This is a genomic window from Teredinibacter haidensis (genome assembly GCF_014211975.1).
Taxonomy (GTDB): Bacteria; Pseudomonadota; Gammaproteobacteria; order Pseudomonadales; family Cellvibrionaceae; genus Teredinibacter; species Teredinibacter haidensis.
On sequence record NZ_CP060084.1, the window covers coordinates 2,976,421 to 2,989,217 of the forward strand.

At 46.7% G+C, this 12,797-nt stretch carries 10 protein-coding genes; 2 read left to right on the forward strand and 8 right to left on the reverse strand.

Annotation, left to right across the window (positions count from 1 at the left end; all coding sequences use genetic code 11):
• The first annotated feature begins 44 nt into the window (after positions 1-44).
• Positions 45-932, forward strand: coding sequence for a LysR family transcriptional regulator (locus H5715_RS11835; protein WP_075187740.1), 888 nt, complete (start codon positions 45-47; stop codon positions 930-932).
• Positions 933-1,199: 267 nt separating this feature from the next.
• Here the strand turns inward: H5715_RS11835 and H5715_RS11840 are convergent, their stop codons facing one another.
• The gene (locus H5715_RS11840; protein ID WP_075187741.1) at positions 1,200-2,486 is read right to left on the reverse strand and encodes a TIR domain-containing protein; all 1,287 of its coding nucleotides are present in this window, start codon (positions 2,484-2,486) and stop codon (positions 1,200-1,202) included.
• A 547-nt stretch (positions 2,487-3,033) separates the two neighbouring features.
• Here H5715_RS11840 and H5715_RS11845 point away from each other — a divergent pair.
• Positions 3,034-4,218, forward strand: coding sequence for a cellulase family glycosylhydrolase (locus H5715_RS11845; RefSeq protein WP_075187742.1), 1,185 nt, complete (start codon positions 3,034-3,036; stop codon positions 4,216-4,218).
• A 136-nt stretch (positions 4,219-4,354) separates the two neighbouring features.
• Here the strand turns inward: H5715_RS11845 and H5715_RS11850 are convergent, their stop codons facing one another.
• The 7 genes from H5715_RS11850 to H5715_RS11880 form a co-directional block, all read right to left on the reverse strand.
• On the reverse strand, positions 4,355-5,239 hold the full coding sequence (locus tag H5715_RS11850; RefSeq protein WP_083608233.1) for a hypothetical protein: 885 nt from the start codon (positions 5,237-5,239) through the stop codon (positions 4,355-4,357).
• Between the two features lie 124 nt (positions 5,240-5,363).
• Complete coding sequence (locus H5715_RS11855) at positions 5,364-6,296, reverse strand: MBL fold metallo-hydrolase (protein WP_075187743.1); 933 nt, start codon at positions 6,294-6,296, stop codon at positions 5,364-5,366.
• Positions 6,297-6,666: 370 nt separating this feature from the next.
• Positions 6,667-7,842 carry a glycoside hydrolase family 5 protein gene (locus tag H5715_RS11860; protein WP_246434526.1) on the reverse strand — a complete coding sequence of 392 codons (1,176 nt, stop codon included), beginning with the start codon at positions 7,840-7,842 and terminating at the stop codon, positions 6,667-6,669.
• 540 nt (positions 7,843-8,382) lie between these two features.
• Positions 8,383-9,411 carry an HD-GYP domain-containing protein gene (locus H5715_RS11865; RefSeq protein ID WP_075187745.1) on the reverse strand — a complete coding sequence of 343 codons (1,029 nt, stop codon included), beginning with the start codon at positions 9,409-9,411 and terminating at the stop codon, positions 8,383-8,385.
• A gap of 5 nt (positions 9,412-9,416) precedes the next feature.
• Positions 9,417-9,911 (reverse strand): Rab family GTPase, encoded by a 495-nt coding sequence (locus tag H5715_RS11870; RefSeq protein ID WP_075187746.1) that lies wholly within the window; start codon positions 9,909-9,911, stop codon positions 9,417-9,419.
• Between the two features lie 41 nt (positions 9,912-9,952).
• On the reverse strand, positions 9,953-11,713 hold the full coding sequence (locus H5715_RS11875) for an OmpA family protein (protein WP_075187747.1): 1,761 nt from the start codon (positions 11,711-11,713) through the stop codon (positions 9,953-9,955).
• Between the two features lie 8 nt (positions 11,714-11,721).
• A complete protein-coding gene (locus H5715_RS11880) occupies positions 11,722-12,279 on the reverse strand; it encodes a hypothetical protein (RefSeq protein ID WP_075187748.1) in 558 nt (185 codons plus the stop codon).
• Between the last annotated feature and the right edge of the window lie 518 nt (positions 12,280-12,797).

The following is a 12,797-nucleotide window of genomic DNA, read 5'->3' on the forward strand; positions in this document are numbered from 1 at the left end:
AAGACAAGTCGATATTACACATCCCATGTATAAGGATTATTGATATGAAGTTCAGCCTCCGACAGCTGCAAATATTCCAACTTATTGCCGAACACCAAAGAGTTTCGGACGCTGCAAAAGAGCTACATATGAGCCAATCTGCCGCCAGTATGGGCTTGGCTCAACTGGAAGCGTCACTGGGCCATCCGCTGTTTATACGCCAGGGCAGACGCATGGATTTAACCAATTACGGACTCTGGTTGCGGCCCCACGTTCACGAGGTATTGGCCAATTGCCGCACCATTGAAATGGGCATGAGTGAGCTGGATTTAGTCAGCGGTCAAATACAGCTGGGCGTAAGCCAAACGCCCGCCGAACACCTGGTTCCGGCGCTGTTTTGTCAGATGGACCGAAGCTTCCCGCGGCTCAATTTAAAGCTGGAAGTAGAGAATACTGAGCATGTAATCGCAGGCCTTTTAGACTACCGATATGACCTAGGTATCATCGAGGGACGCTGCGATGACGAACGTATTGCCAGGGAGGTGTGGTGCAAGGATGAGCTGGTAATTTTGGCGAGCACACAACATCCCTACAGTCGACAGGAAAGTACCACACTTACCCAGCTAGAGCTGGCACAGTGGATACTGCGCGAACCTGGAGCGGGCACCCGTGAAATTTTTGACTCGAGCATTCACAAATATTTAAAACAACTCAATGTCCACCGTGAATATGAACAGGTAGGAGTTATTTTAGCGCTGCTGGTTAAAGGTAACTATTTGGGATGTTTAAGCCGACGCTCAGTAGAACCCTGGGTTGAGAGCGGTCAGTTAAAAATATTGAATGTGCCCGAGCTGAGCATTACACGTGAGTTTCTGTTTATTTGGCGCAAGCAGGAATCCGATAACCCCAGTCGAAATGCCATATTGAAAACAGCAAAAAGTATTGTTGAATGAGGATATCAAAAATATTGATATCTCTGCATGTAAAGACAAACTCCCACTGCAGGCTGCCTGCATATTGTTTAGGCGTTATTCCTCACAGTAATAGGGACAATTCAATTTCTTATAACTCAAACTCACATCCGAGCGAGGGAAAACAAGGAAAGGGCTTAGATGACTCAATATAACCTCATATAACAAAAGGTTTTTATTAAAAAAAACGAGGCGTCGCATAACAGTGGTTATTAAACACTCACACTACCCCTCCTTATCAATAGAATTCTAATGATTGTTCACAACCGATTTCCGAAGGTAGGCATCAATAAAATCGTACACTTTTTCAGGCATTTTTATTTGCTGCCAGGCACCAATGCCTGCGGTAACGGCCAAAGGCCAGAGAACAAAAAGGCTTACCGTACCAGCAACAGCTTTGTCGATCCATTTCCCTGCACCAATTTCAATCACAAGAGAATCACCTTTCTGGTAGAAAACCACATTTAGCGAGGTGGCCATTCCAATCAACTTTTTCCACGCCCCCACTTTCGTCACCTGTAGTAAAAGCGCGCCTTCTTCGGTATGGATTTTTTGACACTCGTAGCCTTGAGCCTCCAACCATTTTTCCGTTTCCATAATTAATGACTGGGCGCGTTCCGCACTACAGATAAAGGTCCGTCTTTGCGTATCAGGGCTCTCAGCGGGCTCAGGGGTTTGATAGCCAGAAGTTTCTTTTGGCTCAATCTCCGGTTCTCGTATAAGGCCTTCAACGGCGGCAGATAAGCCTGAACCGCAATTCCCGCAAAATTTTGACCCTCCGCCATTCTTGTTACCGCAATTTTTACAAAACAGTACCTCGCGGGAGGACTCCATTCTCTCAACACCATCAGTCAAAAGTTTCTCAGCGGGTTCTGGTACCGCCCCGTGTTCTATATCTTTAACCAACGCCTCTATTTCTGCATTAACCTTGGCCAGCAAATCATCCCTCCCTTTTAAACGTAACAACAACTCCCGAATTTCCTGTTTACTGCGAATTTCTTTTAACTGGTTTTTTAAGTCAATCACAATTGAAAGCTGTTCTTTGTATCCTAGTGTCTCGCTGGAATCGATTCGCTCTTTTACGGTAACAAGATAGGAGATGGGGACTTCTGGACGAACAGGCGGCGTTTCAGGTAAAGCTCCAGCAGGAGGAATATTGTGTATCGCTTTGATCAGCGCGGCCAGGGAGTGCTTATCGTCCCGCAGGTATTTTACAACTTGAAACTCAGACAAGGCCTTTGGCAGCAAGCCTAGATTAACATCGTCTGCCAACAAAACGGGGAGTATGCGTTTATTGAGTTCAAACGCATACTTAAGCTCACTTCGACATGCGGTAGACTCAAGCGAGTCTTTGGTGAGAGCAAAAACGAATATGTCGGCTTTTTCAATATTAGCTAATATACTGTTCCACCAACGCTGGCCTCCCGTTAAAGCGCTATCGTACCAAGCATCGTGAGCGACGGCTTCCAGATCCGCAGCAAGAATCTGAACAGCTTCAACGTTATAGCGGCTATAACTAATAAACAATTTCGACATAACAGAATTCCTTTTGTCTCTTACTGTGGTTACGTCCAAACTCCATTCTTTTTTAGGCAAACGTCAATCGGCGAAAATACATTTCTCGACAATATTTAATGATATGGAGTTAATTATGTCTTTATTACCGGCAGGCTCCAATTGCAAAAGCAGATAACCCCATTAAATACCAAGAACCAAAAATATTCTACGTTTCGTTCTCAGTATAATTACGGTTTTTAGCCGCGCAGATTAAAATGATTGGAATAAATTATCTGCGTATTGCCATCCTAAATGACGGGCCAAAACTGCGCTAACGCCTAATACCACAAACAAATATCCACCCACTTTTTTATAAAAAACCGCAAAAATACTTGCGTATATGCGCTAAATCAACACACACCGATCACATACTTATCGACAATTGGACTGAACCTACTTAGCACCGCACTCGTTTAAGTGAATACCTAATCACGCTATAATCAAGCCCTGGAGTAAGTGCATGCACGGCACTTCGCATTAACCATACAATCTAACCGGCCAAAACGGCCCGACCAAAGGATTATCTGTGAACCACAAACTCACTAGCCTTCTCACCCTTACCGCCCTTCTCACCCTCACAGCCTGTGGCCCACAAAGGCAAGTTGAATCCGCGCCAACTCCCGCTCCACTCAACGCTATTACCTATAATGGGGAGCAACTTTACCTGAGTGGTTTCAACCTTGCTTGGATCGATTTCGCGTGGGATTTTGGCCAGGGCGTACACGAGAAAGAGCTGCGAAAGGCACTTGAAAAGTTAGTGGCGGACGGCGGCAATACTCTGCGTTGGTGGGTACATACCGATGGCAGTATGACGCCCGAGTGGGGCGATGTAGACGGAAAGCGGCTGGTTACAGGCCCGGGTGGCAGCTTTATCGAAGACTTGAGAAAGGGTTTGGATATTGCGGATGAGTACGGTGTTTACCTTGTTCCCTCGCTATGGTCATTCGATATGCTCAAATGCAACGACCACCGCACCCCTCCGAACGCAGCCAATGCCACACTACTGAATAACGATGAGGTTTTACAATCTTATATCGATAAGGTTCTAACGCCGCTGGTTAGCGAACTGAACAAGCACCCTCGTTTAATCGCCTGGGAACTCTTTAATGAGCCAGAAAATATGACCGAGCAATGGCTTCCAGAGCAGTCTACTGGGTTTTGGCATTGGGATGAGAACACAAAAAAATCGAGCTATGTCGAATGCAAAGTGCCGTTTAGAGGCCCCTTTCCCACAATGGAACAACTACAGCGCACCCAGGCGAAAATGGCGGCAGCCATTCACCGTATTGCACTACAAAACAACGAGAATGCACTGGTTACAACCGGCTCGAAATCCATGGGCAAGTACAACAGTGATGTTGCCGGCGGCTATAACTGGTACCAGGATGACCGTATGATCGCCGCCGCTGATGGCGACGCTCTGGCAGTATTGGATTTCTACGAGCCACACTATTACAACAACGAAAGCAAAGACGGCGCATGGTCACCTTTTCACCATCATGCATCCTACTGGCAAGTTGATAAACCTATCGTTATTGGCGAATTTCACCCCCACCCACTGGACGTATTGGACGACCCTCTGGAAGTGAGCCAGCTCTGCAGCCGCTTGCAAGACCTGGGGTATGCAGGAGGCTGGGCCTGGCATTGGGCCGATGGCGAAAAGGCTCAACATGAAATGGAAATCTGCCTGAAAAGCGTTAAAACAAAGTAATCATAAATAGAGCTAAGCAAGTCGTTCTACGAAACAAAAAAATCTCCCAGCACGCAATGTGCTGAGAGATTTTTTTTAGACTTTTCGTTATCGTTCACCCGCAAGCCAGACGAGAGCAGCTAAGCCATAAACGAATCTACTGCAAGGAATGCTGCTTAAGCTCGTCAAGATCTATCCACAGCCTCTTATCTTCGACGGGCGTTTTACTCGGCAAACCAGGATTTACCAACTCAAATACTTTAAGCGAGCGTAAATCCACTTTCTCGATAACCATTTTCACCACCGGGCTGGTATAAAAATAATGATCTAAACTGCCATCCTCCACGGCCCGCATCATGCCGCGCTCAATATCGTCGGCAAGCTCTGGTTTTGTGGGCGTCACAAACAAATAGAAAGGCATGCGGTAAACAAGCATTAGAGATTTATCAACGGTTAAACTTAGCTCGGGGCGAGCGGCTATCTCTCCCCAAGGCTCATGAATGCCTCGAGGGAAGGCATCAAAGCGTTTACCATCGGCCATATGGAAGAGGCCTTCATATTTATTGGATTTCACCACCGTCATACCGTTTGCTTCCATAATTTCGGTATCGCTCCAATCTCGCCCCTGGCCATATTTAAATTCGAGCAAACGGTTCCTATCCTTTACGCGGCTAAACAGATTAGCGTTATCCTTGTGTACGATTAAAACACGAAAGCCCAGCAAGCCCTTATAAAGCGGTATCCGAATGGGAATGACTGCAGACTCTATATCCCTGTTGGTTGCCGTCCACATAACATCGACCGCACCATCAATAAGGCTTTGCTTTTGCCTTTCGCCGGTATACAGGCCTTCCGAAATATTGAATGTATATTTTTTGTCGCTGTTAGCAAGCGCCAGCTTGAGCGCACCAATAGCGTATCCGGCATTGGCGTCCCCGCGGGAAACAATGTTTACTTGAATTTGAGCTAGAGCGCCAGGCACACATACGATACAACAGAACAACAAACGCGCCAGCCGCAGCAAAGAGATAGGCTTAGCCATTGCACAACTCTATTAAAATTGGTGCCTTTAAGCGTAGTACAAAAAAACGTCAACCACCCACTGCTAGAAGTCTAAACAACCATTAGTAGTGGGCTAGAAGCACAGGAAATCCCTAGAAGACTATCTAGTGATAATGCACCTTTTCTACTTTTTCCAGCTTAACCGAAGACGTTAAGCCCTTGTAAAAAGTACGCGTCATTTTCTCTGTGCTGATAAAAGACCAATTCCATTTTTCGTGATATTTTTCCAGCGGGTTTTTCGCGACAATCTCGTCTTCGCTAAGCCCCTTATCAATTAAGACTTGAACGCGTTTTCTCGCGTCTTCAAGCATCTCAATTGACGCTTTCAGATCGGACTTGTTCGCCAACGGGCCATGACCGGCAATAATTTTGGTCTTATCATCGGCCATATCATAAACCATTTTTTGCGCGGCTATATAGCCCTCTGTTGACCCACCATTGCCGAGATCGATATACGGAAACATCCCATTAAACAACACATCACCCGCGTGGATAATATTGGCACCAGTAAAATGAACAACAGTATCCCCGTTTGTATGCGCCCTACCCAAGTACACCAAATGTGCATCAACATCATTAAAGTGCAAGGCTAAATGCTGGGAAAAAGTGATTACAGGAAGAGCCCCCTTGGGAGCCTTTTCCAGGCCGTTCTTGCCAGGCACACCCTTTTCCAATAAATTCGCTCGCAGGTTTTCATGCGCAATAATATGCGCCCCCTGTTCGGCAAAAGCGACATTATTTCCAGTATGGTCAGCATGCACATGCGTATTGATTAAAAAATCAATTGGTTTACCGGCAACTTCTTCAATTTTTTTATTCAGGGTGTCTAACAGCGGTGGCATGCTGTCATCAATCATAAAGACACCATCTTTTCCAATCGAGAGTAGAATATTACCACCGGCAAAACCACCTACACCTTCTAATAGAACCATTCCAGGCGAAAGTGGTGTTGATTTAAATTGAATATTTTCTTCTGCATAAGTGCACGAAATCGAAACCACCGACAACGCACACAAAAGACGATATAGATATTTCATAGCTGCTTCCCTTATCACTTTTTAACACGACAATTTTTAAATAATCATTCAACGATAACACACCTAGTGAACGCTACTCACTAGAGGTTACAAAACACCACTCTAAATGTTTTCACACAAGATAGAAGTCACAAAGCTCCCACTCCCCAACACACCCCTCTCGGCAATCGCCTAATTAGAGGCTACGGCAGCGCTTTAACGCGTGAACGTACAAATAGTTGAGCGGTAGTAGCAAGAAGGCATAATACTGGGTAAGCAAACAAAAAGGGAGCCTTGCCACCTAGTGTAAACATTGGCAAGGCTCCCTCTTTTGTTCTTAATAACACGGTTTAGTGAGAATTAACCGCTAAGTGTCATTCAAACGTCAACCTTACCAGTTCTTAACAATGCCCTTCACCAGAAGGCCCGACTCGGTTAAATCGCTATCGGACCAACCGCCAGAAACACTGCTACCTGGCTTGAGTACCGAGGCACTTTCGTTCTTATCATTTAACGCCCAGTTGGCGTGACTGATATTGTTATCCTTTAAAAAGGTCATCCAAGCTTCTGTTTCCGCTGTCGCAACGGCGCCATCACCATTGGCGCTTACACTGCCCCACTCGGTTACAAATAATGCAATACCGTTGTTCATCGCCGTTGTCGCTTTATCGCGCAGCCAACCGGTATGTGTTCCCGCATAAAAATGCAGGGTATACGCAATATTGATTTGGCTCGTAATAGGGTCGTTAGATGCTGTATCCACCTGCTGGGACCAGACGGGCGTGCCCACAATAATCAGATTATCGGGGTCGACTGCGCGGATCGCAGCGATCACGTCTTCAGCGTACACTTTAATGTCACTCCACGACGTATTACCCGAATCGCTACCGTTAGCGAATTTGTTGTCTGGCTCATTATAAATTTCGTAAATAACATTGTTATGGTTTCCGTAGATCTGAGCCATCTCAGTAAAGAAATCAATCGCTTCTGTCTGGTACTCTTCCGCGTGATGGCTGTGCCAATCGATAATCACATACATATCGTTGGCGATTGCCGCATCAACAACGGTCTTTACTTTGTTCTTGTTCTTCGTTGGGTCGGAGATGTAACCCCCACTTTCATTCACACCCATGGCCGCACGGATCAGTTTTGCATTCCAGTCCTGTTTAACCCAGGTAACAACGTCTGCGGTGTAGTAGTCTTCGCCACCCCAACCATTATTCGCCCAAAATAAGCTTGGCCCCGCAATGCTGGTTTCAACCCCACCAAATAACACCTGACTACCACTTACGGTAATAGCAGGAACACCACTGGCAGCCATAGACGAGCTAGAAGACGTTGAGCTGGATGAACTGCTGACAACAGAGCTTTGTGATGAAGAAGAGCTGCTCGAAGACGAGCTTGAGGACGATATTGCGCTGCTACTGGAACTACTTTCAGATAACGAAGAGGAAGAAGATGAAGAAGAGCTACCAGAAGAACTTCCGCCACCACAGGCAGTAAGAAGAGTAATTGCGGCCGCGACTAGGGCCACCCTCATATTTGAAGAAAAATCGGGACGTTGCATAATGAGCTAAACCTATGATTCTAGAGTAATTTCGTGTCAATTATGGCATTTAAAACAATGCGATTATATGCTGATATCACCATGCACCCCTTATAGATTGGACCAAAGCACCAACAGCCGGTTGGCGCATATTACCCCTTTTGGTGATTCAAAATTCCGGTTTTTGATTAAACCAAAAAAATCTCAACCTATCTTAGTGCAGCTCATATCGCTATGTGATTCTATTCAATCACGGGTGACCATTAAGATAAGACTCTTTTATCGAGTACCGCTTAACCTCACTCAAATTCTAAAACCCAGGCCCAAGGGCACATACTCCGTCAAAAGGGTCCACATTCGTTGCACACGGACACTCTGCGCCCCCATCAGGGCAAGCAGCACACGCTCTGCGCTTGAAGGCCCACAGAGAAAGCCCTTGCGTGTTCTACAACCTGAATTTACGTAATATACAATTGATACGGGATAGATGCGTGGCGGTGGGAGTTGAGGCTATCGCGGCGCGTGGTAAGCTATTAAACAAGTGGGGTGCTAGCGGTATACTTAGTCCGTGACCTCGTTTTTTATACGGCGAATTTCAGGAAGTAAACCCAAAAAAACCTTATAAATATCTGGATCTATATGGTGGCCAGCCATTTCACTCATAATGGTAAGTGTTGTCGACTCATCATACGCAGCTTTGTATACACGCTCGTGACTTAGCGCATCATATACATCGGCAATAGTTGTAATACGTGCGCCCTCGGGAATGTCGCTTGCTTTCAGACCCTCCGGGTAGCCTGCTCCATCCCATCGTTCATGATGGCAGCGTGCAATCTCCGCGGCCATATTCATCATCGGAATATTGGTACCGGAAAGCATTTGTGCACCGATAGCCGCATGGGTTTTCATCACCTCAAATTCTTCCGCTGTCAGACGACCAGGTTTCTGTAATACTGCATCGGGAATACCAATTTTTCCAATATCATGCATGGGTGCGGCCATACGAATCTGATCGACCATCTCACGACTCCAGCCCAACGCCTCGGCAATGACCGCAGAGTACAATCCTATGCGACGAATATGCGCACCGGTCTCTTCATCGCGATAACCTGCTGCCGCTAATAACCGAAAAGCAATCTGTTCTTCACGATGCTTTAATTGAGCGGTACGTTTTTGAACCTCCAACTCCAAACATTCTTCGACCAACAAATGCTCGCGAGCTTCCTGCAGCATACGTACATCATTTTGATATTTCTCGCCTAAATCTTCTATTAATAGAAGGCGCTCGCCATCAAGAAAAATGGCCGAGGCTTCCAACGCCAGCTGCCGACCCGCACCGCCGTCTTCAATCCAGGGGCCCGAGCGCAAGGGCTCTGCGACACGCTTAGCCCAATGCTTACCGGCATCGATAGAGAAGTTTTCCAAAAAATGCATTTCTCGAAGATAACTCAGGGGCTCGCCTATATTGCCGGAGAACAACGCGCGCATACTGGGGGGAATTTCGGTAAGTAACTCTGTTTCACCCGGTAGGCCTTGCTTTAGAACCACAAGGTTAAGAGCATTAAGAAGGGGCCCGAATAAACAATTCATATCAGCTAACTAATCATTTGCTCTGCAAGAGATAAAAATAACGCTTCGACTTCTTCACCAGTTTTAGCACTGGTATGTAAAACCGGGCTATGCAACGCACCCAGGTTTTGAAAATCTTCGTCGCTTAGCAACCAATCCTGTTTTAGATCCGCTTTATTTAAGGCTATCACGTACGGCACATTATCGAGAACTTCGGCAGAACACTTCTGTAGACGGAGGGCTCGCTCCAATGTTTTAGGCCGGGTGGGGTCAACCACCAAAATATAACCTGACGCACCGCGCAGGTAGGACGTTTTCAGCTTACAAAACTCATCTTCCCCTGCCAGATCCCAAATCATCAATGTAACATCCTCGCCCTTACAGACAAGTTGTTTTTTATCGACCTTCACTCCTACCGTTGTGAGATAACGCTCATCAAAAATACTTTCAACAAACTGTTTAACTAGGCTGGTTTTACCAACGGCGAAAGCTCCAATTAAACAAATTTTTTTTTGAATCATTTTACGTAGCAATCTAGTTTATTCAGCATTAAGGGAAGCCCCTACGGTTCTTTTAGAGAAGCGTTTATACCAATACGACGGAGAGACTGATCTTGCTCTCGCGACCCTTCGCCAGCCTCCGTATTTACATTACCTTCGGCTGCGATAATGTTAGGTGAAACGCCTCGCTGAAGAAGTAAATCTCTAATAATTTGTGCCCGATTTCTGGCAATTTCCTGATTCAATCCCGGCTCACCACTGGCGTCAGTATAGCCCGTAATCCGCACCGTTAGCCCTTTATTTTTCGATGAACTCAAACGTAGAGTCTCATGTAGCTGACCCGCCAAAGTATCAATATTGGCTAGGTCCTCATCTGTGGGGTGAACCTGTCCAATGGCGTAATATATCACCAGGCCATTAACCGCTTCCAACAAACCCTGCAGTTTAACCGCATCGGGATCAATAACCACAAGCCCACCAGTCTCCAGCTGCTCAACACCTAACAATAAAGGTGCACGGCGTTCGAGCTTTTGCTGCCAAGCTGTATCAGCGCGACCAGAGATAGCCAAAGTGCCATTATGGAACAACAGCGTTACACTGGCTGGAGGCTGCAGTGCTTTTTCTGCGCGCTTTAAGATCAATTCCGGCGCAGCGGAAATAAAATTCTGCCACTGAAACTCAAACCCTTTTCCGTGTATATGAGATGGATCCAGTATTAGCGATAGAGGCCTGGCCAACGGATCTTTTAATCCTCGAACTTTGCCGTAGGAATGTTCGAGGATTTCAATTCCGGGTTCGTGGGATAGCAAATCAACCATAGCGTTCCACTGGCGAGCACTGCGGTAGCTGCCGTACGCCCAAAAAACCAAACCAATAGCGACTAACATCAGAAAAATAGACGCAAACCAGTTGGAATTTTTTTTCTTCTCAAACCCTGGAGAAAGCACCGACTTCAAGCAGGGCTGCAACAACTCCTCCAGCCTTATTAAAGCAGTGCTCACGCCAGAATAATGCTGAAATTCATAGCCATAGACATGGTGACACTCTTCCAAAGAGGCGGTCATCACACCGCGGTATTCAGATGTCACATGACCGCGAACAACGCTAGCAATTACAGCTTCGGGCCCCTGTTCCACTAAAACGGTAAGATCGCCCAACTGCATAGTGCTCAGCCGAGCATCCTCCGAAACACTAAAGGAGTCGGAGATAAAATCTTGGATCGCCGTTAACATACCCGACACCATATCAGGGTCTTTACTGATGGCGTCGTGTGACATCAGGTGGTGCAGCAGTAAACCCGTATCGCGGTGGATTAAAAACACCTGCTCTACGTGGTAAAGCCTGGTTTTTAAAAGTACCACCTCGGAATAACTGCGACCACTGCGCCAGGCGTCAATACGCCAACCTAGGGATTTCAGCGAGAAACTCTGCTCCAAGGCCTGGTTAAAACTTTCAAATAGCTGCGCAAAGGATTCCCGAATAGATTTACGAATTGCAGGCCCCATAACCGGGTACAGCACATGGGCAATAGCTCTTCGATTATTACCGATAGAACGTTGTAAAGCGTTTTCGATAGTCGTGCCCAAGGCCGCGGCTACAGAGCTGTCCTGGCGAGCCCGAATTTGCAAAGCTTCAGAGATAACCTTCGCCACTGAAACACTAAACTGATGAGGGTTTTCCAGCTGCTGCTTAAGTGCCAATAACTCACCTAGCTCCGCACCCAGAAGCAGACTTCGCAAGCGCTGAAGATCATCGCCAGATGTTGGTTCGTGACCTGAAGCGGCGAACACGTTTTCCGTTCGTTTCGGAGCAACCGTTTCCATTAGACGCTCTATGCCTGGTCAGGCGCAGCCGGATTAGAATCGCTTAACTGGCTGGCAATGCCACTCAGCAGGCTTGCCAAACTGGTGCGATCTGCTTTGTCCGCGGTAAGTTTTTCTACATTGGCCTGGATGCTTCGATTTAGTTCCGATTCAACCTTTTCGAGCTTCTGCGACATCTGTATTGAAAGGCTATCCATCTGATCCAGAATATCCACATGAGCTGCCTTATTCGCGGTATTCTGCCGTTCCAGCGTAGCGTCTATATCGTCGAGGCGGTTGTTTAGTGCAGAGTTTTCCTGCTGTCTTGCTTCGGACTCTTCCTGTAACGCGCCCATCAGAGTATCCAATCGCGTTCCAACTTCAGCAAAGCGCCTGTCGCAATCTCCGCGCAATGTAGTGATAGTGTCCACCAACTGTTGCTCAAGATCCGCCCGCTTCTGGTCGTGCTGACGAACCTGCTCGCCAAACAGAATTTCCCGAACCTGCACTAGCGCCTGCAAACTGGCATCGGCTTCTAACGTATCGTCTTTCTCAGTTTTCTTGGGCGTTTTTGTGCGTGTTGTCATTATTACCTCCCTGGGGATAATGTGGGAATAACCCGTATTAACACCTACAGAGCCCCGGCAGGGGTCTCTTGGCCATTTATTAACTATAGCTGCCACACCAATTTCCGTCAGTTTTATACCCAGCTTGAAGGAAATAGCTCAGTCTTAGAACAAAACAATGGGCAGCCTACTGTGTCTTTTCAACTATATCAATTCAGACGACAAGATCACGACCTAAATTTGTGTGAGCGCGAAGACTTCAAACGTAGAGACAGGGAAAGAATGTACAACTCGCTGGAGCTTACCACCGCGCAGCTACCGGGTATCAAAACAGCGGAGCTTCTGAACCGGGGCAAGTAAACACTGGCAATACAGAGTACATCTTTGTGGTTATTGTTGGTGAAGTGAGAGGTTTAGTCGGGCAAGGCCCAGAGTGCTAGCGGCGAAACGGTCGAAGTGTTATAGCAATAGAAACACTAGCCAGGCCAAGTAGCAGGCGAACAATTCCGGTGAGTAATACCTACACACCGCACAATATC